This is a genomic window from Caballeronia sp. S22, from assembly GCF_964261745.1.
GTDB classification, from domain to species: domain Bacteria; phylum Pseudomonadota; class Gammaproteobacteria; order Burkholderiales; family Burkholderiaceae; genus Caballeronia; species Caballeronia jiangsuensis.
On the sequence record NZ_OZ180035.1, the window covers coordinates 2,586,022 to 2,611,565 of the forward strand.

The 25,544-nt window shown below is 65.0% G+C and carries 24 protein-coding genes, 1 other RNA gene and 1 riboswitch; of the genes, 14 read left to right on the plus strand and 11 right to left on the minus strand.

The window, feature by feature from the left end; genetic code table 11:
* Positions 1-16 precede the first annotated feature (16 nt).
* Together ACEN42_RS12175 and ACEN42_RS12180 are read right to left on the minus strand one after the other, a co-directional pair.
* Positions 17-4,153 carry a translocation/assembly module TamB domain-containing protein gene (locus ACEN42_RS12175; RefSeq protein WP_371880075.1) on the minus strand — a complete coding sequence of 1,379 codons (4,137 nt, stop codon included), beginning with the start codon at positions 4,151-4,153 and terminating at the stop codon, positions 17-19.
* A 34-nt stretch (positions 4,154-4,187) separates the two neighbouring features.
* Positions 4,188-5,933 (minus strand): autotransporter assembly complex family protein, encoded by a 1,746-nt coding sequence (locus tag ACEN42_RS12180; RefSeq protein ID WP_371881119.1) that lies wholly within the window; start codon positions 5,931-5,933, stop codon positions 4,188-4,190.
* 389 nt (positions 5,934-6,322) lie between these two features.
* Here ACEN42_RS12180 and ACEN42_RS12185 point away from each other — a divergent pair, with 389 nt between their 5' ends.
* From ACEN42_RS12185 to panD, 4 genes are all read left to right on the plus strand, one after another.
* On the plus strand, positions 6,323-6,511 hold the full coding sequence (locus ACEN42_RS12185) for a DUF3460 family protein (protein ID WP_187607389.1): 189 nt from the start codon (positions 6,323-6,325) through the stop codon (positions 6,509-6,511).
* Between the two features lie 86 nt (positions 6,512-6,597).
* The gene (locus ACEN42_RS12190; RefSeq protein ID WP_371881120.1) at positions 6,598-7,425 is read left to right on the plus strand and encodes a ScpA family protein; all 828 of its coding nucleotides are present in this window, start codon (positions 6,598-6,600) and stop codon (positions 7,423-7,425) included.
* A gap of 70 nt (positions 7,426-7,495) precedes the next feature.
* Positions 7,496-8,335: a pantoate--beta-alanine ligase gene (panC, locus tag ACEN42_RS12195; protein WP_238209992.1), complete on the plus strand. Its 840-nt coding sequence runs from the start codon at positions 7,496-7,498 to the stop codon at positions 8,333-8,335.
* A gap of 10 nt (positions 8,336-8,345) precedes the next feature.
* Entirely contained in the window at positions 8,346-8,732 is a 387-nt protein-coding gene (panD, locus tag ACEN42_RS12200) for an aspartate 1-decarboxylase (RefSeq protein WP_035508291.1), read from the plus strand.
* A gap of 51 nt (positions 8,733-8,783) precedes the next feature.
* On the opposite strand, the gene ACEN42_RS12205 is transcribed toward panD, so the two are convergent.
* Positions 8,784-9,410: a division plane positioning ATPase MipZ gene (locus tag ACEN42_RS12205; protein ID WP_371880076.1), complete on the minus strand. Its 627-nt coding sequence runs from the start codon at positions 9,408-9,410 to the stop codon at positions 8,784-8,786.
* A gap of 197 nt (positions 9,411-9,607) precedes the next feature.
* Between ACEN42_RS12205 and ACEN42_RS12210 the strand changes: the two genes are divergently transcribed.
* A complete protein-coding gene (locus tag ACEN42_RS12210; RefSeq protein ID WP_187607272.1) occupies positions 9,608-10,027 on the plus strand; it encodes a PaaI family thioesterase in 420 nt (139 codons plus the stop codon).
* Here ACEN42_RS12210 and ACEN42_RS12215 read toward each other — a convergent pair.
* Positions 10,021-11,496, minus strand: a complete 1,476-nt coding sequence (locus tag ACEN42_RS12215; RefSeq protein WP_371880077.1) for a cobyric acid synthase — start codon at positions 11,494-11,496, stop codon at positions 10,021-10,023. The genes ACEN42_RS12210 and ACEN42_RS12215 overlap by 7 nt on opposite strands.
* A 56-nt stretch (positions 11,497-11,552) precedes the next feature.
* Here ACEN42_RS12215 and cobU point away from each other — a divergent pair, with 56 nt between their 5' ends.
* Genes cobU through ACEN42_RS12235 form a run of 4 tightly spaced genes read left to right on the plus strand, consistent with a single transcriptional unit; the run spans position 11,553 to position 14,944 of the window.
* Positions 11,553-12,110 (plus strand): bifunctional adenosylcobinamide kinase/adenosylcobinamide-phosphate guanylyltransferase, encoded by a 558-nt coding sequence (gene cobU, locus ACEN42_RS12220; RefSeq protein ID WP_371880078.1) that lies wholly within the window; start codon positions 11,553-11,555, stop codon positions 12,108-12,110.
* Positions 12,111-12,115: 5 nt separating this feature from the next.
* Positions 12,116-13,057 (plus strand): adenosylcobinamide-phosphate synthase CbiB, encoded by a 942-nt coding sequence (cbiB, locus tag ACEN42_RS12225; RefSeq protein ID WP_371880079.1) that lies wholly within the window; start codon positions 12,116-12,118, stop codon positions 13,055-13,057.
* Position 13,058: 1 nt separating this feature from the next.
* Positions 13,059-14,054, plus strand: a complete 996-nt coding sequence (gene cobD, locus ACEN42_RS12230; protein WP_371880080.1) for a threonine-phosphate decarboxylase CobD — start codon at positions 13,059-13,061, stop codon at positions 14,052-14,054.
* Positions 14,054-14,944, plus strand: coding sequence for a cobalamin-binding protein (locus tag ACEN42_RS12235; RefSeq protein ID WP_371881121.1), 891 nt, complete (start codon positions 14,054-14,056; stop codon positions 14,942-14,944). Before cobD ends, ACEN42_RS12235 begins: the two co-directional genes overlap by 1 nt.
* A 619-nt stretch (positions 14,945-15,563) precedes the next feature.
* On the opposite strand, the gene cobC is transcribed toward ACEN42_RS12235, so the two are convergent.
* From cobC to ACEN42_RS12265, 6 genes are read right to left on the minus strand one after another with little or no spacing between them, the layout of a single operon-like run.
* A complete protein-coding gene (cobC, locus tag ACEN42_RS12240) occupies positions 15,564-16,133 on the minus strand; it encodes an alpha-ribazole phosphatase family protein (protein ID WP_371880081.1) in 570 nt (189 codons plus the stop codon).
* On the minus strand, positions 16,118-16,876 hold the full coding sequence (locus ACEN42_RS12245; RefSeq protein ID WP_371880082.1) for an adenosylcobinamide-GDP ribazoletransferase: 759 nt from the start codon (positions 16,874-16,876) through the stop codon (positions 16,118-16,120). Before ACEN42_RS12245 ends, cobC begins: the two co-directional genes overlap by 16 nt.
* Positions 16,876-17,928, minus strand: a complete 1,053-nt coding sequence (gene cobT / locus ACEN42_RS12250; RefSeq protein ID WP_371880083.1) for a nicotinate-nucleotide--dimethylbenzimidazole phosphoribosyltransferase — start codon at positions 17,926-17,928, stop codon at positions 16,876-16,878. The genes ACEN42_RS12245 and cobT overlap by 1 nt, the downstream gene beginning before the upstream one ends.
* Positions 17,929-17,938: 10 nt before the next feature.
* A complete protein-coding gene (locus ACEN42_RS12255; protein ID WP_371880084.1) occupies positions 17,939-18,715 on the minus strand; it encodes an ABC transporter ATP-binding protein in 777 nt (258 codons plus the stop codon).
* Complete coding sequence (locus tag ACEN42_RS12260; protein ID WP_371881122.1) at positions 18,712-19,710, minus strand: FecCD family ABC transporter permease; 999 nt, start codon at positions 19,708-19,710, stop codon at positions 18,712-18,714. The genes ACEN42_RS12255 and ACEN42_RS12260 overlap by 4 nt, the downstream gene beginning before the upstream one ends.
* A 35-nt stretch (positions 19,711-19,745) precedes the next feature.
* Positions 19,746-21,620 carry a TonB-dependent receptor domain-containing protein gene (locus ACEN42_RS12265; protein ID WP_371880085.1) on the minus strand — a complete coding sequence of 625 codons (1,875 nt, stop codon included), beginning with the start codon at positions 21,618-21,620 and terminating at the stop codon, positions 19,746-19,748.
* A gap of 79 nt (positions 21,621-21,699) precedes the next feature.
* A riboswitch (cobalamin riboswitch) is annotated at positions 21,700-22,025 on the minus strand.
* 258 nt (positions 22,026-22,283) lie between these two features.
* On the opposite strand from ACEN42_RS12265, the gene ACEN42_RS12270 reads away from it, so the two are divergent.
* The 5 genes from ACEN42_RS12270 to ACEN42_RS12290 all read left to right on the plus strand — a co-directional run bounded on the left by ACEN42_RS12270 (position 22,284) and on the right by ACEN42_RS12290 (position 24,576).
* Positions 22,284-22,652 (plus strand): ATPase, encoded by a 369-nt coding sequence (locus ACEN42_RS12270; protein ID WP_187607283.1) that lies wholly within the window; start codon positions 22,284-22,286, stop codon positions 22,650-22,652.
* Positions 22,649-22,963: a cell division protein ZapA gene (locus tag ACEN42_RS12275; protein WP_035508245.1), complete on the plus strand. Its 315-nt coding sequence runs from the start codon at positions 22,649-22,651 to the stop codon at positions 22,961-22,963. The genes ACEN42_RS12270 and ACEN42_RS12275 overlap by 4 nt, the downstream gene beginning before the upstream one ends.
* 94 nt (positions 22,964-23,057) lie before the next feature.
* Positions 23,058-23,239: non-coding RNA, 6S RNA (gene ssrS, locus ACEN42_RS12280), on the plus strand.
* A gap of 70 nt (positions 23,240-23,309) precedes the next feature.
* Positions 23,310-23,768, plus strand: a complete 459-nt coding sequence (locus ACEN42_RS12285; protein ID WP_035508242.1) for an EVE domain-containing protein — start codon at positions 23,310-23,312, stop codon at positions 23,766-23,768.
* Between the two features lie 76 nt (positions 23,769-23,844).
* Complete coding sequence (locus ACEN42_RS12290; protein WP_371880086.1) at positions 23,845-24,576, plus strand: SIMPL domain-containing protein; 732 nt, start codon at positions 23,845-23,847, stop codon at positions 24,574-24,576.
* Between the two features lie 29 nt (positions 24,577-24,605).
* Here the strand turns inward: ACEN42_RS12290 and lgt are convergent, their stop codons facing one another.
* Entirely contained in the window at positions 24,606-25,508 is a 903-nt protein-coding gene (gene lgt, locus ACEN42_RS12295; RefSeq protein WP_238209975.1) for a prolipoprotein diacylglyceryl transferase, read from the minus strand.
* Between the last annotated feature and the right edge of the window lie 36 nt (positions 25,509-25,544).

Consider the following 25,544-nt stretch of genomic DNA (forward strand, 5'->3'; position numbering starts at 1 on the left):
TGAAGCGCGCGCAAGCTCAGTCCGGATCCGGCGTGGAAGGATCCGCCGCCGACGCGCCCGACGCCCCCGACGCGGAATCCGCCGCGGACGCCCGCGCAGCCGACGAAGACGACGCCCACAGTCGCGCCCACGAATTGAACCGCCGCGTATAGGACAGATCGACGCCCTGATAGGTCCCGCCATACGCCGTCACGGCCCAGAACCGCGACAGGTTCAGCGTCGCCTTGACCGCGTTGCCCGCCGATTGCAGCCCCTGCTCATAGCCGATCACGAGCCGCTCGTTGATCGCCTTCGACAGCAGCACGACTTGCGGATCAGTCAGGCCCACTTCGCTCGAACCGACAGTGAACTCGTCCAGCCCGACCGTCTGCGCGATCTTCGCGCCGCCCTTGCTGCCGAGCAGCGCAAGCGCGCTCGTCATCGCGCTCTGCTGGCCGACGTTGTTGCCCTGATCCGTGCCGTGCCCGAACAGGAGCCACGAGAGCTTTTCGTTGTCGGGCACGCTCGGCTCGGAGATCAGCTTGGCGACCGGCGCCTGCACGGTGCCCGTCACCTGAACGCCCGCTTCGACTTCCTGATTGCGCCGCATCGCGAGAATGTTGATGCCCGGATTCGCCACCGGCCCGTTGAACGTGAAGTAGCCGTTCTCGATGTTCAGCTTGCGTCCGAAGGCCGAGTACGACGAGCCCGGCGTCGTCACGCGCACGTTGCCGACGGCGCGCAGCGGCATGTTCGGCGCGCTCATCGCCGTGATGGTGCCGGCGAGCCCGAGATCCGCGCCCGCGCCCTTGAAGCGGAAGCGATCACCGAGATTGATCGCGATATTGGCGCGCGGCGTGAACGGCCCGACCGGCTTCTCGGTCGCCGCCGTGATCGGCTGATTGCCGCCCTTGATCGTGCCGTCGGGGCGCTCGATCACGACGTCGTCGCCGAGCGAGGGCGCGGAGGATTCCGGCAGATCGATGAGCGCGTGATCGACGGTGAACTTGCCATCGATCGCCATGCCGCCCTGCAGTCCCGCGTTGGCGATGGTCGCGCTGCCCGACAGCATCAGCTCGCGATCCGGCGACGCGAACAGCTCCAGCTTGTCCGCGATGATGCTCGCGGTCAGATCGGGCTGCTGCTGGTCGAGCCGCACCTTGCCGGTCGCGCGCAGCGTGCCGCTCGCGCCGTGGAACTCCACCTTCTGAAGATCGACGAGATTCTCGGACAGCGCGATGCGAATGATGCCGTCCTTCAGTTGCACGCCCTGATCGACGACCGTCGCGGAGAGGTTGTCGCCGGTGAGCGAGCCCGACAGATTCGGCTTCGCGACGATCCCCGCGATCACGAGCTTGAGCGCGATCTTCCCGCCCAGCAGATAGTTCGCGCCGAGCATCCCGCCCGTCGTGCGCAGTTCGGGAACATTCGCGTCGATGCCGCCGGTGAGCGGCGCGTTGTCGTCTAGGGCGAGCATGCCGTCGCGATCGACGAGCGTCGTGTGCACGTTCGCGTCGATCACGCCGATACGGCTCGCCTGCGCATGCAGCGACGCGTTCAGGCGATTGCCGCCGCTGAAGTCCACGCGCGCGGCGATATCCGAGATGCCGAGCGCGGAGAGGCCGCGCGTGCCGTCGATCGTCACGTCGCCGCCGCGTCGCTTGATCTGCGCGTAGCCCGTCGCGGTCGCGCCGAGCGAGAAGTTCCAGTCGCCGTCGAAGACGAGGTCGGTGCGGATCGGCGGCTCCGCGCCCGTCAGCTCCTGACGCACGTCGAGCAGATGCGGCACGGAGAGATTCGTGAGCGTGCCCGCCGATTGCAGACGGCCGTTTTCCATCGCGAACGACTTCAGATTCAGCACCGCGCCTTCCGCGACGAGGCGCGTCGCGCCGAGCACGAGGCGCTTCGGGCCATAACTCACCGTCAGCGGCGATTCGAGATTCAGCGACGGCGTGCCCCTGTTCGACAGCTTCGTGATCGAGCCGTCCCAGTGCGGGCCATCGGGCGCGTCGGTGAACTTGCCGGCCGCGCCGAGCGCGAGATTCACCGGCTGGCCGCGCACCTTGCCGGTCGCGGTGACGTCGAGCGTGTGATGCGCGCGCGTGCCGTTCAGATTCGCGTCGAGGTTGGCGATTTCGACGTCCTCCGTGCTCGCGTCGCGTGCCTTCAGCGTGAAGACGAGCGCGCCGTTCGCGCCATCGCGGATATCCGCGCGGCCTTCCGCATGGCCGACGCGGTTCGCGCCGAACACGACGCCATCGGCCTGATAGTTCGCCGCGATATTCGGATGCGCGATCGAGCCGGTCACATCGCCGTCCGCCTTGGCCGTGCCCGTGATGCCGAAGCCGAGCCGTTCGAGCGCGGGCGCATCGACCTTGAAGCGCAGCCGGTCGCCGGGCGCGCCGAAGCTGCCGTTCAGATCGACGTTATTGCCCGCCACCGACAGCGACGCCTTGCTCGGCAACAGCCGCGTGCCCGCGACCTGCACCGTGCCCTCGCCCGTCATCGGCAAGTTGTCGTACATGCTGTCGTTGAGCTTGAACGTGGCCTTTGTCGCGCGCGTGGGCGCGAGCTGGCCCGATGCGGCGAGCGTGCCGTTCACGCGGGCTTCGATCACGCGCGCCGGCGCGGCAGGCTTCTTCGGCGCACCTTTCTTCGCGGGCGCGGGCTTCTGCGCGATCAACTGCTGTTGCAACAGCAGCGGATTGAAGTCGACGATTTTCGCCTTCAGGTCGTAGCTCGAATTGGCGTCCTTCTTGAGCGCGCCGTTGAGTTCGACGCGACCCTTGCCGACCGTGAGCTTCACGTCGTCGAGCGTGGTCTGCTTCGGATCGAGCTTCACTTTGGCCTGCGCGCGGATCGCCGCTTTCGGATCGTTGAGATCGGCGGTGATGGTCTGCGTGTCGCCCGCGAGGACAATTCCGACCGGCCCGGCGAAATCCGTCGGGCGCAGCGTCGGTTCGATCGCGTTCAGGTCCAGCTTCGCGATCTTCAGGTCGAACTTGCCCTTGCCGCCCGCGAGCGCGCCGCCGCCCGTCACGGTCGCGTTCTTCAAGAGCCGCACGTTGAGGTCGGTGATGCTTTGTTCGGAGGCGTCGAGACGCACGTTCGCGCGCGCGTCGATGAGCGGCAGCAGCTTCTTGTCGATGGAACCGGGCTTCGCGTTGACGATCGACACCGGCCCGCTCACGACGAACGCCTTCGGGTCCGTGCCTTCGACCGGCTTCACCTCGGCGCGCACGGCCAGATCGGCCTCGGGCGCGCCCGGGCTGAATGCCTGCGGATTCACGTGATCGAAGGTGACGAGCGCGGATTTGAGCGGCACGTCGGCGAAGGGCAACGCCTCGACATGCGCGCGGCCGTTGAGCTTCATGCCGCTCGCGTCGACGTCGGCGATCAGGTCTTCCAGCGCGCCGGAAAGCCGCGCGCTCACGTTCACCGTTTCGCCGTTGACCTTGCCGGCATAACCCGCGTCGCCGGAGAGCGGAAACGGGCGCGCGCCGCCATCGAGTTTCAGCGACGCCGTCACCGAGCCGAACGGCGTGTCGAGACGCTGAACCGTCGCCTGGTGATGCTGCCCGTCGCTGCGGCCGTTGAAAAGCAGCCGCGAGAATTCGGTGGTCGTCGTGCCCTGATGCAGGCGCAGCTTCTCGACGGAAAGATCGTTGATCGCCAGTTGAATCGGAATGCGCAGGTCCTTCGGCAGTTCCGTCTTCTTGCTCGGTTCGTTCGACGGCGCGATGCGGGCATCGACCGTTCCGATGTGCAGATAGTCGATCGTGAAGCGCAGCGGCTCGCGCGTGAGCGCCCAGCGGCCCGACACGCTGTCGACCGCGATGTCCGTGCCCTTGCCGTCCTTCCAGTGCACGTCGCGCAGTTGCATGCCGGTCGCGATCGCGCCGCCGTCGAGCTTGCCGGTCAGTTGTCCCTTGAGGAGCGAGGTCGCTGCGTCCCACGCGTAGCGCGTGCCGCGTTCGGTCGTCAGCACGAAGAACACGCCGCCGACCGCGAGCGCGGCGATCAGCACGACGACGAGCACGAGCGCACCGATCCAGCGCGCAAGCCGCCGCCAGCCGCTCTTGCGCGGCGGCGTCTTCTTCGCGCCGCCGTCGTCGCCGCCTTCGTTGCCGGGCGGCGGGGCTTCGGCGTCCGCTTGCTTCGTCGGGTCCGTCATGCCGGTTCGCTTTCCTTCATCGTTCGCACGCGCATCAGAACGCGATGCCGAGCGTCAGATACGGCTTGATGCTCTTGTTCTTGAATCCATACGCCAGGTCGACGTTCACCGGGCCGACCGGACTGCGCCAGCGCGCACCGACGCCCACGCCCGGCTGGAACACGCGCTCGCTCCAGGTGTCGGTCGCGGTGCCGATGTCGAAGAACACCGCGCCGCCCCAGTCGTGCGTGAACCAGTGTTGATATTCGCTGCTGCCCGTCACCATGTACTTGGTCGGCAAGACCGAGCCCGCGACGTTGTTGCCGATACCCAGATAGCTGTATCCGCGCACCGAGTTCGCGCCACCCGCGCGAAACAGCAGCGACGCGGGCACGCCGCTCGACGACCCGCTCGTGAACACGCCGCCGAACTCCGCGCGAAACACGAGCAAATCGTTCTTGCCGAGCGGCACATATTGCAGCGCGTTGGTGTAGAGGCGCGCGAACGTCTGATCGGTCATCACGCCCTTGACGGCGAATCCCGCCTCCGCGCGGATGATGTTGCCGCGGCGCGGGAACAGCGGATCGTCGACGTCGCGGCGCACCCAGCTCCATGCGGGCACGAGCGCGCGCGCCGTCGACGGATTCGGCTCGTTCTGCGTCAGGCGATCGTCGTAGAAGGTCAGCGAGAACGTCGTGTCGATGTTCTGACGCGAGCGCGAACGCTGCACGCCGACGCGCGCGCTGTAGATGTTCGTGTCGGACACATCGGTGATCGTGTAGGACCCGAATACGGCGTTCACCCAGCCGTGAGAATCCGGCGGCATCGCCAGTTGCACGCGGCCGTACTGCTGCGTCTGGTCGAGCCGGCCGGAAATCGTGAACGGATACGCCTTGCCGAAGGTATCGAGATAGCTGTATGCGCCCTGGATGTGAAAACCGGTGTCCGTTGCGTAACCCACGCCGTAGCGGATGCTGTTGTACGGATACTCGCTCACCTTCACATGCAGCGGCGTTTCGACCGGCTTGCTGACGTCGTTGTCCACATCGATCGCCACGCTCGCGTAGTACGGCGTGTTCTGGATCTGCCGCTGCAGCTCGTTGATGCGCGCGACGTCGTAGATCTCGCCGTCCTGGATCGGATTCACGTGATCGACGATCCATGCGGGATAGCGCTTCGGCCCGCTCACGTCGAGCTTCCCGAGCGTGAAGGTCGGACCGCTGTCGAAGGTCACGGAGAGATCGGCGAGATGCGCGCGAGGATTGATGCGCGCCTGCGAGCGCACGATTTTCGCGCCGAGATAGCGCTTCGACTGCAGCGCTCTCAGCGCGGCGTTCTTCGCGTCGTCCCAGCCGCCTTGCGTGAACGGATCGCCTTCGCTGACCGAAAGGGCGAAACGCGCCGCGTTTTCCTGCGCGCGGTCCTCGGTCGTCACCGCGCCGGTGAAATGCAGTTGCACCGAAGCGATCATCGTCCGCGGGCCGGGATCGACGCTCACCTTGACGTTGCGTTTGTCGTCGACGGTCGTGACGTCCGTGCGCACGACCGGCGTGAAATAGCCTTCGGTCGCGACGAGATCGCGCACGTCCTTGGGCGTCGCGGTGACGAGGAACTGGAACTGGTCGTCGCTCACGTCGTCGCGCTTGGCGAAGCGGGCGATGTCGAGGTTTTCCTTGAGCAGCTTCTTCACGCTGCGCGGCGCGTCGACATCGACCTCGTACTTGGCGAATGCGGGCGTGGCGAGGCCGAACGCGATCAACGCGACGATCAGGGCCGGCCAGCGTCGCACGCGTGGCGGCATCACGCGCAACGCGCGCAGCGGATCAAACGAACGCCCCGCCAAACGTGACCTCCGGCATCGGGATGAGTGGGAATGAAAGGAAAACGTGCAGCCGATGTGCAAGCGGGCGCAGGCGCTATTTCACCACATCGGCGTGCGCCGGCACCGTAAGACGGCCGATCTCGCGCGAGACGTGGGCCTTTTTGACGGCTGTGCGCCTGCCGGGTTCCGCAAAACGTGCACGCGCGTGCGCCTTTCAAGACGCGAAACAGCGGCGCGCCGATATGCGTTGCCGCCGCACGCTTGCGGTAAAATTGCGCCAAAAGGCAAAATCACAGGCGCAATGCGGGTTGCCGCGTGCGCCGATATCGTCAAAAGAGGCTTGTCGCCTCGACCCCAACGGAAGCCGGATCATGTATCAGTCGGATATCACCCAGTTCATCAATCAGTTGAAAGAGCAAAAGCCGTCGCTGGAAGAAGAACAGCGTCGCGGCCGCGCGCTTCTGTGGGACAAGCAACCGATCGACCTCGACGAGCGCAGCTCGCAGCAGCAGGCGCGCGTGAACCAGACGCCCTACGTCTACTACCAGAACTTCTGAACGTGAGCGCAGCCGGCCACGAGCCGCAATCGTCCGCGCATGCGCCGCACGAGGGCAAGCGCGACGATGCACGGGAAGACCGGGTGGTGGCGCTCGCCAGGCCCGCGACCGATTCGACGCCCGACACGATCGACGGCGTCGCGATCGCGCATCTTTACGGCGAGCCGCTCTGGAAGCTGCCCACTGACCTCTACATTCCGCCCGACGCGCTCGAAATCTTTCTCGAAGCGTTCGAAGGCCCGCTCGACCTGCTGCTCTACCTCATCCGCAAGCAGAACTTCAACGTGCTCGACATCCCGATGGCGGATGTCACCGCGCAATACCTGGGTTACGTCGACCAGATCCGCGAATCGAATCTGGAGCTCGCGTCGGAATATCTGCTGATGGCGGCGATGCTGATCGAGATCAAGTCGCGCATGCTGCTGCCGGTCAAGAAGGCCGACACCGGCGAGGACGCCGAAGACCCGCGCGCCGAGCTCGTGCGCCGTCTGCTGGAATACGAGCAGATGAAACTCGCGGCGCAGAAGATCGACCAGTTGCCGCAGCTCGGCCGCGACTTCCTGCGCGCGGACATCTATATCGAGCAGTCCGCCGAACAGCGCTTCCCCGATGTCGACATGAACGACCTGCGCGCCGCGTGGGCCGACGTGATCAAGCGCGCGAAGCTCGTGCAGCATCACAAGATTTCGCGCGAGGAGCTTTCGGTGCGCGAGCACATGAGCGTGATCCTGCGGCGGCTGCAGACCGCGCGCTTCATGGAGTTCACGGAGCTTTTCGACACTTCGCGCGGTGTGCCGGTGGTCGTCGTGAACTTCATCGCGATGCTGGAGCTGTCGCGCGAATCGCTGATCGAAATCACGCAGCCCGAGCCATACGCGCCGATCTACGTGAGACTCGCGTACTCGCCCGCCTAGAATTCGCTTATCCATTCCCTAGCCTCGGTGCGACGCTGAATCACGCCGCCCGCCAGGAGACACCCGCTCGATGAAAGTCATCAGCTCCATCCATGAACTGCGCGACCAGTTGCGCGGCCAAAACCGAACCGCCTTCGTCCCGACGATGGGCAACCTCCACGAAGGCCATCTCTCGCTGATGCGCCTCGCGCGCCAGCATGGCGATCCGGTCGTCGCGAGCATCTTCGTGAACCGTCTGCAATTCGGCCCGAACGAGGACTTCGACAAATATCCGCGCACGCTTCAGGACGACATCGACAAGCTGCAGAAAGAAAACGTCTACGTGCTGTTCGCGCCGACCGAGCGGGACATGTATCCGGAGCCGCAGGAGTATCGCGTGCATCCGCCGCACAATCTCGGCGACATTCTCGAAGGCGAGTTCCGCCCCGGCTTCTTCACGGGCGTGTGCACCGTCGTGATGAAGCTGATGTCGTGCGTGCAGCCGCGCGTCGCGGTGTTCGGCAAGAAGGACTATCAGCAACTGATGATCGTGCGCGCCATGTGCCACCAGTTCGCGCTGCCCACGGAAATCGTCGCCGCGGAGACCGTGCGCGACGAGGACGGACTCGCGCTGTCGTCGCGCAACCGCTTCCTGTCGGCGGCTGAGCGCGCCGAAGCGCCCAAGCTCGCCGAGCAGTTGCAGCGCGTGCGCGAAGCGGTGCTGTCGGGCAATCGCGATATCGCCGCACTCGAGCGCGACGCGATGAACGCGCTCGCCGAGCGCGGCTGGAAGCCCGATTACATCAGCGTGCGCAAGCGTTCGAACCTGCTGCCGCCGGGCGAAGCGGACGCCGACGCGAACGCCGAGCTCGTCGTGGTCGCGGCCGCGAAACTCGGCTCGACGCGCCTCATCGACAATCTCGAAATCTGAAGGAAGCATCATGCAACGCACCATGCTCAAATCGAAGATTCACCGCGCGACGGTCACGCACTGCGAGTTGCATTATGAAGGCTCGTGCGCGATCGACGAGAACCTGCTCGAGGCCGCGAACCTGATGGAGAACGAGCAGATCGACATCTGGAACGTGAACAACGGCGAGCGTCTGACCACGTATGCGATCAAGGGCGAGCGCGGCAGCGGCATGATTTCGCTGAACGGCTCGGCCGCGCGTCGCGCGCAACTGGGCGATCTCGTGATCATCGCGGCGTTCGCGCAGGTCGATGAGGAAGAGATCAAGGCGGGCTGGAAGCCGAATCTCGTGTTCGTCGACGACGACAACCGTATCAAGGGCAGCCGCGATCACGTCCCGACGCAGAACTGGACGTAATCGCCTCTTCCCTCGCACGAGCCGGCGCTTTCCTGCGGGACGCCGGCTTTTTTATTTTTTGGACACCCATTCGAGGATCGGCTCCCACTGCTCCAGATCTTTCTCGACGCGGCTCTTCGCCACGTCCCAGATCGTGAGGCCGTGCGCGGCGAGCTGGACGTAGTTCTGCGTATCGCGCAAAAAGCCGAGCACAGGAAGGTCGAGCCCTTCGACGAAGCGATGCAGCTGGTCCGCCGAGCGCGTGCGCGCATCCACGCGCATGCCGACCACGCCGACTTCGATCGCCCCTTTGCGCACCGCCTTTTCTTTCGCGAGTTTCGCGAGAAAGTCCTGCGTCGCGAGGATGTCGAACATCGACGGCTGTAGCGGCACGATGACCTTGTCCGCCAGTTCAAGCGCCAGCGCGAGTCGATTGCCGTGCACGCCGGCGGGGGTATCGACGACGGCTTTCTCCAGACCTTTGGGCGGCTTCATCGGAGAATCGACGTCGATGTTCCATTCCTCGATCTTCGGCAGCGTGTCGACGCGCAGCGAGAGCCATGCGTGCGACGAGCGCTGCTTGTCGAGATCGGCGAGCGCGACCCACTCGCCTTCCGACGCGAAATGCCCGGCCAGATTGGTTGCGAGCGTGCTTTTGCCCACGCCGCCTTTCGGATTTGCCACCACGATCACGGTCATGAAGTGTCCCGGATTTTGTTGAGCGCGCGGGCGTTTGGCCGCCCAGCGCGCACGATTTTCGTCGTTACAAGAACAGGTGCATGATTCGAGCGTTGATATTATCGGCAAAAGTGATGCATCCGGCACGCTGGCCGAACGGCCGTGCCGTATTCTCCGCCAATATCGGCATTCGTCATCTTTTCCGACTCCTACCGCCCATGACCCAGCTCCGTCCCGATGTCACGCTCGATTTTCTGCGCAACCGCCAGAAAGGCCGTTTGCCCGATCTGCTCGGCGTGCAACTGATTTCGCTCGATCAGGGCGAATTGAACGGCGAACTCACGATCCGCCCGGAACTGCTCGCGCCCAACGGCTTTCTGCACGCGGCGACCGTCGTCGGCCTCGCGGATACGTGTTGCGGCTATGCGTGCATCGCGCATCTGCCGGAGAAGGCGCAGAACTTCACGACGCTCGAACTGAAGAGCAACCATGTTTCGACGGCGCGCGAAGGGAAGATCGTCGCGAAGGCCACGGCCGTGCATCTCGGGCGCAGCACGCAGGTGTGGGACGCGACCGTGACCACAGGCGAAGGCAAGCTCATCGCGATGTTTCGCTGCACGCAGATGATTCTTTATTGAGCGAAGGCGGCTCGCAGCGCGTCGAGATCGAGCGATTGCGCGAACGAATCTGCGAGCCGATCGAGCGACGCCTCGCGCAGCGCCGGATAATCGAGCGGCTCGGCGTTCTCCACGCCCGCCCACGCGAGCAGCGCGGCGCAGGCTTCGGGAGTATCGAACACGCCGTGCAGATAGGTCGCGGCGATCTGATCGTCGTCGGAAACGGCGCCGTCGAAGCATCCCGAATCCAGCGCGACGAGCGGCCGCGCGAGCGCCGGTCCGTGCGTTCGGCCCATGTGGATTTCGTAGCCGCGCACGGGCGCTCGCGTATCGCCGATCGTCAACCGTCCGGCGACGTTCTCCAACTGCTTGCGCTGCGTGAGGACGGTGCAAAGATCGAGCAATCCGAGCCCGTTCACGCAACCCGCCGCGCCTTCGACGCCATCCGGATCATCGATCGTGCGCCCGAGCATCTGCATGCCGCCGCAAATGCCCAGCACCTTGCCGCCGTAACGCAGATGCCGCTCGATCGCGCGATCCCAGCCGTTCTCGCGCAGCCACGCGAGATCGCGTTGCACGCTCTTCGAGCCGGGCAGCACGATGAGATCGGCGGCGGGCGGCGCGATGCCCGCGCGCACATAGCTGAAATCGACCTGGGCGTGCGCACGCAGCGCATCGAAATCCGTGTGATTGCTGATGCGCGGCAGCGCCGGCACGATCACCTTCAACGCGGCCGCATCGCGGCGCACGTGCGGCTGGCTCGGCAGCATGTCTTCGGCGTCGAGCGTGAGGCCGTGCAGATACGGCAGCACGCCGAACACCGGCTTGCCCGTTTGCGCGACGAGCCAGTCGAGCCCCGGTTCGAGCAAGCCGATATCCCCGCGAAACCGGTTGATGACGAAGCCGCGAACGCGCGCCCGCTCGCTCTCCGACAAGCACGCAAGCGTCCCGACGAGATGCGCGAACACGCCGCCGCGATCGATATCGGCGACGAGCACGACCGGGCAATCGACGCGCTCCGCGAAGCCCATGTTGGCGATATCGCCATCGCGCAGATTGATCTCGGCGGGACTCCCCGCGCCTTCGACGATCACCGCATCGAATTCGTCTTGCAGACGCGCGTAGGACGCGAGCACGGCGTCGAACGCGATGCGCTTGTAGTCGTGATAAGCGCGCGCATCGAGGTTCGCGTGCGCATGACCGTGGATGATGACCTGCGCGCCGCGATCGCTCGTCGGCTTGAGCAGCACCGGATTGAAGTCGATGCGCGCGGGCACGCCCGCCGCGACCGCCTGCAAAGCCTGCGCGCGGCCGATCTCGCCGCCGTCGATGGTCACCGCGCTGTTGAGCGCCATGTTCTGCGGCTTGAACGGCGCGACCCGCACGCCGCCGCGCCGCGCGAGTCGGCACAGGCCCGCGACGAGCGTGCTCTTGCCGGCATCGGACGTCGTGCCCTGGATCATCAGCGTGCCGCGTGGCGTGAAAGACATCGGGTGATTCCCATGAAGAGCGACGCGCTATCTTAGCCCGTCAGTACAATATCGCGATGACCCCCGATCTCACTTTCATCCTCGGCGGCGCGCGCTCCGGCAAGAGCGCCCGCGCGGAACGTCTTGCCGCCGACAGCGGGCTGCCCGTCACGTATATCGCGACGGCCCCGATCGAACATCTGGGCGATGCGGAGTTCGCCGAGCGCGTGCGGCATCATCGCGAACGCAGGCCCGCGCACTGGTCGCTGATCGAAGCGCCGCTCGATCTCACGGGCGCATTGCGCGAAGCGGATCGCGCCGGGCATTGCGTGCTGATCGACTGCCTGACGCTGTGGCTCGCGAATCTGCTCTTCACATCGGCGAGCGCGAGCGAAGAAATCGCCGTCCTGCCCGACAGCGCGCGCGAAGCCTTCGCGCAATTCGATGCGGCTCTTGCGAGCGTGCGCGGCAAGGTCATTGTCGTGAGCAATGAAATCGGTCTGGGTGTCGTGCCGCTCGGCTCGGTCACGCGCCTTTACGTCGATGAGCTCGGCCGCCTGAATCAGCGCGTCGCCGCCGCGAGCGCGCACGCGACGCTGATGGTCGCGGGTCTGCCGCTCGCGCTCAAGGGATAAGCGCGATGCTCCTGCTCTCCGCCTACGCGATGGCCCTGCTCGCGGTGCTCGGCGTGATCGTCGATCGCATCTTCGGCGAGCCGCGCGCGCGGCATCCGCTCGTCGGCTTCGGCAAGCTCGCGACGCAGCTCGAAGCGCGCATGAACACCGGCCGTCGCGCGCGGCCGGCGGGCATCGTCGCGTGGTTCGTGCTGATCGTGCCGCCGGTGGGCATCGCGTGGTTGCTCGTCGGCGCGCTGCCATTCGCTTATGCGTGCCTCGTGCATGTGCTGCTGCTGTGGTTCGCGCTCGGCGCGAAGAGCCTGCGCGAACATATCGCGCCGATTGCGCGCGCGCTGAGCTTCGGCGATATCGACCACGCGCGCACGCTGACCTCGCGCATCGTGTCGCGCGACACGTCGCAGGCCGACGAGAACGCGCTCTCGCGCGCGGCCGTCGAATCCGCGCTGGAAAACGGCAACGACGCGATCTTCGGCGCGATCTTCTGGTTCGCCATCGCGGGCGGCCCCGGCGCGCTGATGTTCCGCTTAGCCAACACGCTCGACGCGATGTGGGGCTATCGCACGCCGCGCTATCTGCGCTTCGGCTGGGCGGCCGCGCGCTTCGACGACGTGCTCAATTTCATTCCCGCGCGTCTCACGGCTGCGAGCTACGCGCTCGCGGGCGATACGCACATGGCCTGGCACTGCTGGCGCACGCAAGCGCGCTCGTGGGACAGTCCGAACGCCGGTCCCGTGATGGCCTCGGGTGCGGGCAGTTTGAACGTGCTGATCGGCGGCGCGGCGATTTATCACAGCGTGCTCGAAACGCGCCCGACGCTCGGCGCGGGTCACACGGCGAACCCGAAGCATGTGGTCGCGGCGCTGAGGCTCGTCGAGCGCGCGATGCTCATGTGGCTCGTGGCGTTGCTGGTCTTCGCCGCGATCAGCGTAACCACGAGCGGCTGACATGACGCATCCGATCCGGCACGGCGGCAATCTGCGCGAGGCCGCGCGACGCTACGCGATTCCTTTCGATGACTGGCTCGATCTTTCGACGGGTATCAATCCGCGCGGCTTTCCGGTGCCGCCCGTCCCGCCCGATGCATGGCGGCGTCTGCCCGAAGACGACGACGGCCTCGCCGATTGCGCCGCGCGCTATTACGGCGCACCTTTCGCGTTGCCGGTCGCGGGCTCGCAGGCGGCGATCCGCGCGCTGCCTGCGCTCTTGCGGCGCGCGACGGCGGGCGTCGCGCCGCTCGCTTACGGCGAATATGCGCCGGCGTTCGCGCGCGCCGAACACGCAATCGCGACGCTCGACATCACCCGGCGCGAGCTGCCCGATACGCTCGATCACGTCATCGTCGCGAATCCGAACAACCCGACGGCGGAATACATTTCACGCGAAACCCTGCTGCATTGGCACGCGCAGCTTGCATCGCGCGGCGGCATATTGATCGTCGATGAAGCGTTCGCCGATGTCGATCCCGCGTCGTCGCTGGCGAGCGAAACCGCGCGCGAAGGGCTGATCGTGCTGCGCTCGGTCGGCAAGTTCTTCGGGCTTGCGGGCATCCGCGCGGGTTTCGTGCTGGCCGCGCCTTCGATCGTCGATGCATTGCGCAACGCGCTCGGCGCGTGGACCGTCGGCGGTCCGGCACGTCACGCGGTCATGGCCGCATTCGCCGATATCGACTGGCAGCGCGAAACGCGCGAACGGTTGCAACGCGACGGCGCACGCCTCGCCGCGTTGATCGCGGGCCACGGCTTCGACGTGCGCGCGACGCCGCTCTTCGCGTGGACACCGACGCCGGGAGCCAAGGACCTTCAACACGCGCTCGCATTGCGCGGCATCTGGACGCGTCTCTTCGATCTGCCCGGCATGACGCCGAGTCTGCGCATCGGATTGCCGGGCGCGGAAGGCGACTGGGCGCGCCTGTCGCTCGCATTGCAGGAGGTTTGCGCGTGATGTTGCGTGGTGTGATCGCCTTGCTGATCGGCTTCGCTGTCGCGCGAGCGCATGCGATCACCGTCACCGATGACAGCGGCGCGCCGGTCACGCTCGCGAAGCCCGCGGAACGTGTCGTCAGTCTCGCGCCGCACGTGACCGAGCTGCTGTTCGCGGCGGGCGGCGGCGCGCGCATCGTCGGCGCAGTGACGTATAGCGATTATCCGAAGGAAGCGCAGGCGATTCCGCGCGTCGGCGACAACAAGGCGCTCGACCTGGAACGCATCGTCGCATTGCATCCCGATCTGATCGTCGTGTGGCGGCATGGGAACGCGGCGCGTCAGATGGACCGGCTGACGGCGCTCGGCATTCCGATCTACTTCAGCGAGCCGAAACATCTCGACGATATCGCCGCGAGCATCGACAAGCTGGGCGCGCTGCTCGGCACACAAGCGCAAGCACGCGCGAGTGCGGATGCGTTCACGCGCGATATCGCGCAACTGCGCGCGCGCTATGCGGCGCGGCCGCCCGTGAGCGTGTTCTATCAGGTCTGGGACGATCCGCTGATGACGCTCAATCGCGACAACGTCTTCGACGAAGTGATCGGACTGTGCGGCGGCGTGAACGTGTTCGCGGCGGAAAAGCCGCGCGTGCCGACGATATCGACCGAAGCCGTGCTCGCAGCGAATCCGGAAGCGATCGTCACCGCGACGCCCGGCGCGACGAAACCGGATCGCCGGTTGCCTGCGCTTGAGCGATGGAAGCGCTGGACATCGTTGACGGCGGTCGCTCGGGGGAATCTTTTTGGCATCGATGGTGATCTCATCAGTCGGCCGACTCCTCGGCTCGCAATTGGTGCGGCGGAGCTTTGCCGCGATCTTGAAATTGCGCGCGGGCGGAGGGGGAAATAGCTGGGTTTTCGCCGGATCCCGTTTTGTTGTTGGTTTATTAGCACTGCCCCTCCCCGGGGCGGGGGTCACTTTCTTTGCTGCTGCAAAGAAAGTAACCAAAGAAACAGCTCTCCCCAGCCTAAGCACTTCACACCGGCCGCGGCACAGGCGATTGGCCTAATGGCCCGGCTGTAGCGAGTGCCCTCGTAGGTCTTACGGGGCTTGGACCGCGCACGGTCTGACACATCGCACCACACAAGAAACTGGTTCAGCACCAAATAGCTCCGGCCCGCTTCGCGGCCGATGGGTCAATCGGGTGTGCGCGGGCTTCTTCGATGGTTTCCCTCGCATACCCAACGGCAGCGCGTAGCGCTGTGCCGAAGCTATTTGGTGCTGAACCAGCGCGCTAAAACATTTAGGATGGCAGACCGTGCGCGAGCCAAGCCCGGCTGGGCCTGTGGGGGCGACACTTAGGCGAGTGCCACTTCCGGCTGGCAAGCATGGCCAAACTGCGTGTGACCGCGGGCTTGGACGAGCTGCTTTCTTTGGTTACTTTCTTTGCAGCAGCAAAGAAAGTGACTGCCGCCCCGCACAGGGGCAGTGCTAATAAACCGACGCGAAACCGGGATCCGGCGAAAGCCTAAGCATTCCACCGCACCAGAACCCACTCCCCGCGCACGCACCTGAACCAACCGACCCCACCAAAATCAATCGACCATTGCAACGCGTTCTCATAAGAAATACCGAGAAGATGCGCCGCAAGCACGCGCATAACACCCGCATGAGCGACAACATGCACAGCACTCCGACCGACGCATGTCGCCTCAAACCACGCAACGACGCGCTGCGCGAACTGCGCCAAACTCTCGCCGCCGTGCGGACGCGCATGTTCGATATCACCGGCCCAGGCATCGATAAGCGCGCGATCGATCGTGTCCCACGCACGGCCTTCCCACGCGCCGAAGTGCATTTCAGAAAGACGCGCGTCGAGATGCACATCGGCGGAAAGGACACGTGCCAGCGATGCGCATCGCACAAGCGGGCTCGCGTGCCATCCATCGACACATGCGGGCACGTTCAACGCCTTCATCCGCTCCGTCAATGCGACAGCGAGATCGCGCACATCGCACCGCAAGGGCACATCGGTTTGCCCATAGCACACGCCCGCTTCGATAGCGACTTCCGGATGTCGAATCAGGACGAGATCCATGCGAGCCCGATGAGATAGATCGTGATTTCGAACACTTGCTGCGCGAAGCCGAGGCAATCGCCCGTATACCCGCCGATGCGACGCACGAAGTATCGCCCGATAAAAAACCGCAAAACGATAAGCACGCCGATCGTGAAGCACGCGAGCTTCCAGTCGATCACGAAGAGCCACGGCAAGCCGAACACGAGCGCCAGCGCGAACGACGCAAGACTCATGCGCTGCGCGACCGGCTTGGCCTTGCCCTCGGCGCGCACGTAATCGAGCGTGACGAGATAACTGATCGCGAACGCGCGGCTCGCGGCGTGCGCGGCGATCATCGTCATCGCGACGCGCTGCGGCGGCAACGCAGCGAGCGCCTGCCACTTCAACGCAATCGCGATCACCAGCGCAATCGCGCCGAATGCACCGATGCGCGAGTCGTGCATGATGCGCAGCGCATCCTCGCGCGTGTACGCGCCGCCGAACGCATCGACGCAATCGGCGAGTCCGTCTTCATGGAACGCGCCGGTCATGACGAGCGTCGCGGCCATCGAAAGCAACACGGCGACACCCGCCGGAAACACGCGCAGCGACAGGAGATAGACGAGCGCCGCGACGCCACCGACCATCGCGCCGACGAGCGGAAAGTAACGCGCCGCCGCGTTCAGATATTCGCGCTCGAAGCCGACCCAGCGCGGCACCGGCACGCGCGTGAAATAGCCGAGCGCCGTGAAGAAGTAGCGCAGTTCGTCGAGCGGTCGCATCAGTCGGCTTTGTTCGACACACCCGCCGACTCGAAGCTCGCCATCTCGTCGATGAACGCGACGGCCGCGCGCAGGATCGGCAATGCGAGCGCCGCGCCCGTGCCTTCACCGAGCCGGAGATCGAGCTCCAACAGCGGCGCGGCATCGAAATGCGCGAGCATGCGCCGATGCCCCGTTTCGTTCGACGCATGCGCGAACACGGAGTAGTCGAGCACCTCGGGCGCGATCTTCGCGGCCACCAGCAACGCCGATGTCGCGATGAAGCCATCGACGAGAATCGTCATGCCCTCGGATGCGGCGGCGAGATATGCGCCCGCGATCATCGCGATTTCGAAGCCGCCGAAGGTCGCGAGCGTGTCGATCGCATCGCCTTCATCGCGATGCAGCGCGAGCGCGCGGCCGAGCACATCGCGCTTGTGCGCGAGGCCGTGATCGTCGAGGCCCGTGCCGCGTCCGACGCATTCGTCGATCGGCAGATCGCACAGACGGCTCATCAGACACGCCGCCGCCGACGTGTTCGCGATGCCCATCTCGCCGAAGCCGATCACGTTCGTGCCGAGCGACGCGTGATGCCGCACGCGCGCAGCGCCCCGCGCGATGCCTTCGAGCGCGGTCTCGCGCGACATCGCAGGCTCTTGCGCGAAGTTGCGCGTGCCGGGTCCGAGCGACAGACGTTCGTATCCATGATCGATGGGAATCGGTGTCGCGACGCCCGCATCGACGACTTCCAGCGACATGCCGACCGAGCGCGACAACGCGTTGATCGCCGCGCCGCCCGTCAGAAAATTCGCGACCATCTGCGCCGTCACTTCCTGGGGAAACGAACTCACGCCCTCCTTCGCGATGCCGTGATCGCCCGCGAACACGATCATCGCGGGACGTTCGATGCGCGGCTTCGTCGTGCGCTGTATCAGGCCCATTTGCAGCGCGAGCGATTCGAGCCGCCCGAGACTGCCGGGCGGTTTCGTCTTCATGTCGATGATGCGGCGCAGTTCTGCTTCGAGCGCGCGGTCGAGTGCGCGGGGCAGCGGGATGTCGTTGAGCGTGGACATCGAAATTCCTTCAAGGGCGATGAATGGAAGGCACGAGCGCTTCATGCTCGCCGTCGCGAATCAACGCGAGCGGATAGCCGAATGCCGCGCTCGCGCGTTCAGGCGTGAGGACGTCGGCGACGAGGCCCGCGTGCGCGCCGCCGTGGCCGTCGAGCAGGAGCGCGTGTGTCGCGAAACGGCGCGCGAGATTCAGATCGTGGCACGAGAAGATTACGGTGCGCTTGTGCTCGCGCCCGGCGTCGCGCAACGCGTGCAGACAGTCGATCTGATGATGCAGGTCGAGATGCGAAAGCGGTTCGTCGAGCAACAGGCATGGCGCGTTCTGGCACAGCACGGCGGCCAGTGCGACGCGCTGGCGTTCGCCGCCCGAGAGCGTCAGCACGTCGCGCGCGGCAAAGGACGCGAGGCCGAGCGTTTCCAGTGCGGCGCGCGCCGCGCTGCGGTCGTCTTCGCTCTCCCAGCCCCAGCCGGTGAGATACGGAAAGCGGTTGAGCAGCACGGTGTCGAGCACGGTCGCGCTGAAGGCGTCGTGCGCGGCTTGCGGCATCAATGCGCGTCGACGTGCGAGGTCAGCCGCGCGCCATGCGGCGAGCGCGCGGCCATCGAGCGACACGCGGCCCGATGCGGGTTTCGCGAGTCCGGCGAGCACATTGATGAGCGTCGTCTTGCCCGCGCCGTTCGGCCCGGCGATGCACCACGCTTCGCCCGCCGCGATCGTCTGCGTGAGACCGTCGATGAGCGTGCGCGCGCCCGCGCGAAGCACGATGGCATCGAGATGCAGGGTCATCGCGGTCTCCGCAGGAGCATCCACAGGAACATCGGCACGCCGATCAACGCCGTCACGACGCCCACCGGCAATTGCGCGGGCGCGATCACGGTGCGCGCGACGAGGTCGGCGGCCATCACGGCGAGGCCGCCCGCAAGCGCGGCGGCGGGCACGAGCATGCGCTGATCGTTGCCGAACGCGAGGCGCAGCAGATGCGGCACGACGAGCCCGACGAAGCCGATGGTCCCCGCCGTCGTCACCGCAGCCGCCGCGGCGATCGATGCGACGAGATACACGCGCAGGCGCAATCGTTCGACGGGCACGCCGAGCGCACGCGCGGTAGCGTCGCCTCGCAGCAGCACGTTCAATTGCGGCGCGACCGGGACGATCGCGACGAGCGCGACAGCGAGCGCGATCAGCGCGGGCCACGGCGCCGCCGCGCCGTTGAGATCGCCCGTCAGCCAGAAGATCATGCCGCGCAGCCGGTTCTCGGGCGCGATGCTCAGAATCAGCGTGATCAGCGCGCCCCATCCCGACGCGATCACGACGCCCGTCAGCAAGAGTCTCGGCGACGCATCCTGTCCGCTTTGCCAAAGGTCCTTGCGCGCGAGTCCGAGCACGACGACGATCGATGCGAACGCGCCCGCGCACGCCGCGATATCGACGCCCCACCACGGCACCGATGCGAGCATCGCGGCAAGCGCGAACGTCGCCGCGCCGCCGGACACGCCGAGCACATAAGGTTCCGCGAGCGGATTCCTCAGCAGCACTTGCAGCAGCGCGCCGGCCATCGCGAGCAGCGCACCCGTTGCGAAGCCCGCGAGCGCGCGCGGCAAACGTAGCGTGAGCACGATCTCGTCGGCGATATCGGGCGTCGCGGCGTTCGCGTGAAAGAGCGCGCCGAGCGCACGCGATACGGGCAACGTCACGCTGCCCGTCATGAGCGACGCCACGAGCACGATGAACGTCGCGACGCCGAGCGCGATCCAGATCGCCGCCGCGCGGCTCGCGTTCATCGCGCGCGGACGCGCAAGCCGCTCAGGCGCGTGGCTCACGACGGATGCCAGCCCAACGTGATGTACGCGCCGCGTCGTGGCGTGTTGTACGAGTACGCAAGTTCATAGTCCTTGTCGAACAGATTGTCGATGCGCGCCGTGACGTACCACGACTTCGAGATGTCGTAGCGCGCCGATAGATTCACGATGCCATACCCCGCGAGCGTCGAATCGTAGTCGCTGCGTTGTCCGCTCACGATCCACTCGCCGCCGACACGCCAGCGCCCGATCGTGCGATGCGCCGTAAGCGTCGCGAAACGCCGCGCGCGCCGCGTCAGATCTTCGTGATTCGTCTCGTCGACGGGATTCTGGAACGTGACGCCCGCGCGCACATCGGTTGCGCCGACGTGTCCCGCCCACGATCCTTCGATGCCCTGCACCTTCGCGCGCCCGACGTTCTGCGCGACATAGTAGAAACCGCCGTCGGACACATAGTCGATCAGATTCGAATAGCGCGTCTGGAACAGCGTCACGCGCGCGACGCCCAGCGCATTCGATGCGTACTGCAACGCCGCCTCGACCGAATGGCTGCGCTCCGGCTGAATCGACGGATTGCCGCTGAACGGATAGTAGAGATCGTCGAAGCTCGGCGCACGAAACGAAGCCGCATAGCTCGCGCTCGCCTTCCAGTGCGCGTCGAAGTTATACGCGTAGCCCAGATAGTAGCTGTTCGCGCCGCCGAAATCGGAATACTGGTCGTGACGCAGATTCGCCTGCAATTCGCTCGCGCCGATGTGCCCCACGTAGCCCGCGAACACCGAATTCACGTGACGATCGGGCGCGCTGAGCTGATCGGAATCGAGCGTCTGATCGAGATGCTCGTAACCGAAAAGCAGCTTGTGCGCATCGGTGATCCTGACATCGTTCTGCCACGTGTATTGACGGTTCTCCGAATCGAAGCGGTTCGTATAGACGCCGTTCTGCTCGATGTTCGCGCGATCCTGTCCCTGCGCGATCGTGAAGTGCGTGGTCCAGTTTTCGGTGATCCTGCCGTTCGCGAACACCGACGCCGAGCGCACGCGATCGTGCGATTCGTTGATATCGGTCGGCAGGCCGTAGGCATCGTCGAAACTGCTGATGCCGTTCGATTGCAGGAAGCGCACGCCCGCGTCCCACTTGTCGCTGAACTGGTGACGCAGCGTCGCCGCGACGCTCTCGTTCAGATAGCCGTTCGCGTTCGGATTCGCGCCCGGCGCGATATTCGGATCGATCGACGAAAAGCCGTCGGTCTTCTCGCGCGAGACGTTCAGGCTGAAGGTCGTGCGGCCGTCCTTGTCGAGCGCGCCGTTCACGCCCGCCGATTGACGCTGCGTGTGATAGCTGCCGTACTCGGCTTCGAAGTTGAAGCGCGGCGGATGCGGCTCGCCTTCCTTCGTGAAGATCTGCACGACGCCGCCGATCGCATTCGAGCCGTACAAAGCCGACACATTGCCGTTCACGACCTCGACGCGCCCGATCTGATCGAGCATCAGTTGCGACAACTGCGCCGCGCCGAGCGACGCCGATTCGACGCGCACGCCATCGATCAAAACGAGCGATTGCGACGACGCCGCGCCGCGTATGTAGAGCCCCGAAGTCGCGCCCGGCCCGCCGTTGCGCGTGATCTGCACGCCGGGCGCAAGCGCGATGAGGCCGAGCGCATCGTCGGCGTTGGCGTCGGCGATGTCCTGCTCATCGAACACCGATGTCTGCGGGATCGATTCGGCGAGCGGCTGCGGCGCGCGCGTCGCAGTGACGACGACAGGAGCAAGCGTTTGCGAAGCGTCATCGGCGGCATGTGCGGCGCCGGCGAGCGGCAAACCGATGACCGCGGCAACGAGCGCGCCATGACGAGAGCGGCCGTTCTTGAGGGCGGCCTGTGGCAATACCATGAATGAAGTGTCCGTTTCGCGTGAGCGCGACCCCGCTCCCCGCGAGGACGATGCGCGACGAACGCACCGCGCGATCAGCGCCGATGCGTCGAACTCTGGCCGGTATCCGGGCTGGCGATGAATCGTCTCGCCTTCCCGCGCATCGTGCGCAGTGGCGTCGACACGTTTCTTGCAGTCGATTCGGGCGATGAACCCGGTGTGATGAAAATCCACACGCTCGCGCTGCAAAAACGCGCATGAGACGACTTGCAACTTGCGTTGCGGTCGCTTACCGTTGCGGGGGCAGCACAGGTTGGCTCGTCCCAGGTTGGTCCCGGTCGGACTTCGGAGACTTCGCTCCCTGTTTCCCGTTTGACTGCATCCGCGAGATCCGCGAATGCGAGCACCAAAAAGTGCGGCAAGTGTAGGAGCGCGTGTTGGGGCCGTCAAGAAAACGGCGCGGACAGTTGGGCGCGGCACATGACGAATCGAACGAGAATCGGCCGGCCTGTCATCACGAGCCATCAACAGCGCTCGCGTTTTCTGCACACGAATGCATGTCGACATGCGCTTGATTCGAAGGATTAAGCGCAAGATCGCATGTTGTTACGTCTCGAAACGAGACAATTATCGGAAGCTCCGTTGAACCGCGCTAAAATGCGAGGTCTTTAGAGGACGCAGCACATGCTCAACGAACTCGAATCACTGTCAGGAAATATCGGCCGGCTGATCCAGATCAGCGAGCGCCACAATCAGGCGCGCCAGGCGCTGCAAGACCAACTCGAACAACTGCGCGCCGACTATGCGAACGTGCAGGCCGAGCTTGCGCAAGTGCGTGAAGAGCGCGACACGCTGCAATCCGAACGCGATTCGCTCTCCGCGAAAATCGACGACGCGCAAGTACGCCTCAACGCGATTCTCGAAAAGCTGCCGCGCGCGAAATCCGGGCAGCATGACGAAGCCGACAATCAACTCGATCTCCTCGAAGCCGATTCCCGCGAAGCACATGAAGCGGAATTGCACGGCGAGCATCATCAAGGAGAGAAGGCATGACGACCACGCAGATCGAAGTCTCCATTCTCGGGCAGCCGTATCGCCTCGCGTGCTCGCCGGAAACGGAAGGCGCATTGCGCGAAGCGGTCGCGCGCGTCGATGCCGAGATGAACAAGGTGCGCAATGCAAGCAACGTGCGCGGCACGGATCGCATCGCGGTGATGGCAGCGCTCTCGCTGGCGTCGGAATTGCTTAAGCTGCAGGACAGCGTGCGTCACGGCGAGGCCTTCCCCGCCGAGGAAATCCGTCGCACGATGCATTCGATGAACGAGCAGCTCGGCGCTGTCATCGCGCAATACGAAGTGCAGTGAGATGTCTGTGCGTCGAGGCAATCGGCGCGCAATGTCAATCGAAAAAAGAAACTGCGGCGGGGCTGCGAAAGGCAAACGATTGGTGTAGAGTGACGTTTCCCTGCCTGGTGCGCCAAGGTCATATATTCCTTGAACCAATGTCACATTGGCACGGTTGCGGAACCTTGCAGCACGGGCGCGCGCGTCGCTAGTCCGATGTACCCGAAGTGTTGCTTACCGCGACCAATCTTGAACCCAGGTTCAGGATGCCGGCCTAGCGGCCGTGGCGGGGACCCATCTTAAGAACGGCATCGGTTTTTCCGGTGCCGTTTTCATTTGCATCGTCGATTCCGCATAACGAACAATCATGCGCTACTGGCTGATGAAGTCCGAACCGGACGAAGCGAGCATCGATCACCTCGCGCACGCGCCGAAAAAAACCTTGCCGTGGACAGGCGTGCGCAACTATCAGGCGCGCAACTTCATGCGCGATCAGATGCAGATCGGCGACGGCGTGCTCTTTTATCATTCGAGCTGTCCAGAGCCGGGCATCGCGGGCATCGCGAAGGTGTGCTCGACGGCGTATCCCGATCCCACGCAGTTCGATCCGAAGAGCGATTACTACGATCCCAAGTCCACGCAGGAAACGCCGCGCTGGATGCTCGTCGATGTCAAGTTCGTGAAGAAGACCGCGCTGATTCCGCTCGCTGCATTGCGTGAACACGAGGCGCTCGCGGACATGCAGGTGCTCGCGCGCGGCAATCGCCTGTCGATCACGCCGGTGACCGAAGCGCAGTGGCGCTTTATTACCGAACAACTCGTCTAACAAGGAACTTACGACACGAAGGCCGCGACTAAATCCCGTCGCGAATCACGCGATATCCCGCGTTCGGAGTCCTTCGATGATCAACAAGAAAACCGCTGCCGCACTCGCGCTCCTCGCGATGTCGGGCGCAGCGTTCACCCTTTCTCAAACGGCCGCCGCGCAGACGGTGATTACCCAGCCGCAACCTTCGGGCGTGCTTTCTCTTTCGGCGCAGGCGAGCGCGCAAGTGCCGCAGGATGTCGTCAACATCACGCTCTTCTACGAGCAGGAAGCGGCCGATCCCTCGTCGCTCACCGCTACGCTGAATCAGCGCGCCGAGGCCGCATTGCGCGAAGCCAAGGGCGTCGAGGGCGTGACCGCGAAGAGCGGCTCGTTCACCGTGTATCCATCCACCGATCGCGACGGCAAGATCTCCGCGTGGCGCGGCCGCACGGAGGTCGTGCTCGAATCGCACGACTTCGCGGCGGCGTCGAAGCTCGCGGGCAAGATGAGTTCGTCGATGCAGGTGGGCAGCGTCGGGTTCTCGCTGTCGCCCGAATCGCAGCGCGCGGCCGAGCAGAAGCTCGTCACGCAGGCCATCGATTCGTTCCGCAAGCAGGCGCAAACCGCCGCGCAAGGCTTCGGCTACAGCAATTTCACGATTCGGGAAGTGAACGTCGGGCACAGCGGCGTGCAGCCGCGTCCGGTCATGATGATGCAATCGCGCGCGATGAGCGCCGATGCGAAGATGGCCGCGCCGATCGCGATGGAAGCCGGCACGACGACGGTGACCGTCGACGTGTCGGGTTCGGTGCAGATGGGGCGTTGAATCGATGCGGGGCGCGCGCCCCGCATCGCTCAGGCTTTCGCCGATTCGGGCGGCAGGCGCAGATTGCGCTTGTACGCCCACACCATCATCAGCACGCCGGCGATGATCATCGGCAGCGAGAGCCATTGGCCCATCGAGAGGCCGAGCGCGAGAAGGCCGAGATAATCGTCCGGCTCGCGCGCGAATTCCACGGTGAAGCGCGCCAGTCCATAGCCGATCAGAAACAGCGCTGAAATCGCGCCGACAGGACGCTGCTTGCGCGAAAACGTCCAGATCACGATAAACAGCACGAGCCCTTCGAGCGCGATCTCGTACAACTGCGACGGATGACGCGGCAGCATGTGATAGCGCTGGAAGATTTCGGTGAGATGGTATTGCGCGTCGAGTTGCGGATTTTTAGCGAGCCAGATGGCGTCGTCGTTCGTCGAGCTCTGAAAGAGCATCGCCCACGGCGCGTTCGGGTCCGTCACGCGGCCCCACAGCTCACCGTTGATGAAGTTACCGAGACGCCCCGCCGCGAGGCCGAGCGGCACCATCGGCGCGACGAAATCCGTCACCTGGAGCCAGGTGCGCTTCCGATGATACGCGAACAGCACCATCGCGAGCGTCACGCCGAGAAAGCCGCCGTGGAACGACATCCCGCCTTCCCAGACCTTGAAGATATCGAGCGGATGCGCCGCGTAATAGCTTGCCTTATAGAAGACCACGTAGCCGATGCGCCCGCCGAGAATCGTGCCGAGCACGCCGTAAAACAGCATGTCGTCGATGTCTTTCACGGTCCAGCCTTGCGCGGCCACGTAAGGCAGGCGCAGACGCAGGCGGCCGATGACGATGGCCGATACAAACGCCACCAGATACATGAGGCCGTACCAGCGCACGGCGAGCGGTCCGAGATGAATCGCGATGGGATCGAAATTGGGATGTATGAGCATTCTGATGTGGGAGCTAGAGCGAACTACAAGGGCGAA

Coding starts and splice junctions, on each gene's coding strand:
- ACEN42_RS12175 (WP_371880075.1), bottom strand. CDS start 4,153: ATGACGGACCCGACGAAGCAAGCGGACGCCGAAGCCCCGCCGCCCGGC.
- ACEN42_RS12180 (WP_371881119.1), bottom strand. CDS start 5,933: ATGCCGCCACGCGTGCGACGCTGGCCGGCCCTGATCGTCGCGTTGATC.
- panC (WP_238209992.1), top strand. CDS start 7,496: ATGAAAGTCATCAGCTCCATCCATGAACTGCGCGACCAGTTGCGCGGC.
- panD (WP_035508291.1), top strand. CDS start 8,346: ATGCAACGCACCATGCTCAAATCGAAGATTCACCGCGCGACGGTCACG.
- ACEN42_RS12205 (WP_371880076.1), bottom strand. CDS start 9,410: ATGACCGTGATCGTGGTGGCAAATCCGAAAGGCGGCGTGGGCAAAAGC.
- ACEN42_RS12210 (WP_187607272.1), top strand. CDS start 9,608: ATGACCCAGCTCCGTCCCGATGTCACGCTCGATTTTCTGCGCAACCGC.
- ACEN42_RS12215 (WP_371880077.1), bottom strand. CDS start 11,496: ATGTCTTTCACGCCACGCGGCACGCTGATGATCCAGGGCACGACGTCC.
- cobU (WP_371880078.1), top strand. CDS start 11,553: ATGACCCCCGATCTCACTTTCATCCTCGGCGGCGCGCGCTCCGGCAAG.
- cbiB (WP_371880079.1), top strand. CDS start 12,116: ATGCTCCTGCTCTCCGCCTACGCGATGGCCCTGCTCGCGGTGCTCGGC.
- cobD (WP_371880080.1), top strand. CDS start 13,059: ATGACGCATCCGATCCGGCACGGCGGCAATCTGCGCGAGGCCGCGCGA.
- ACEN42_RS12235 (WP_371881121.1), top strand. CDS start 14,054: ATGTTGCGTGGTGTGATCGCCTTGCTGATCGGCTTCGCTGTCGCGCGA.
- cobC (WP_371880081.1), bottom strand. CDS start 16,133: ATGGATCTCGTCCTGATTCGACATCCGGAAGTCGCTATCGAAGCGGGC.
- ACEN42_RS12245 (WP_371880082.1), bottom strand. CDS start 16,876: ATGCGACCGCTCGACGAACTGCGCTACTTCTTCACGGCGCTCGGCTAT.
- cobT (WP_371880083.1), bottom strand. CDS start 17,928: ATGTCCACGCTCAACGACATCCCGCTGCCCCGCGCACTCGACCGCGCG.
- ACEN42_RS12255 (WP_371880084.1), bottom strand. CDS start 18,715: ATGACCCTGCATCTCGATGCCATCGTGCTTCGCGCGGGCGCGCGCACG.
- ACEN42_RS12260 (WP_371881122.1), bottom strand. CDS start 19,710: ATGAACGCGAGCCGCGCGGCGGCGATCTGGATCGCGCTCGGCGTCGCG.
- ACEN42_RS12265 (WP_371880085.1), bottom strand. CDS start 21,620: ATGGTATTGCCACAGGCCGCCCTCAAGAACGGCCGCTCTCGTCATGGC.
- ACEN42_RS12270 (WP_187607283.1), top strand. CDS start 22,284: ATGCTCAACGAACTCGAATCACTGTCAGGAAATATCGGCCGGCTGATC.
- ACEN42_RS12275 (WP_035508245.1), top strand. CDS start 22,649: ATGACGACCACGCAGATCGAAGTCTCCATTCTCGGGCAGCCGTATCGC.
- ACEN42_RS12285 (WP_035508242.1), top strand. CDS start 23,310: ATGCGCTACTGGCTGATGAAGTCCGAACCGGACGAAGCGAGCATCGAT.
- ACEN42_RS12290 (WP_371880086.1), top strand. CDS start 23,845: ATGATCAACAAGAAAACCGCTGCCGCACTCGCGCTCCTCGCGATGTCG.
- lgt (WP_238209975.1), bottom strand. CDS start 25,508: ATGCTCATACATCCCAATTTCGATCCCATCGCGATTCATCTCGGACCG.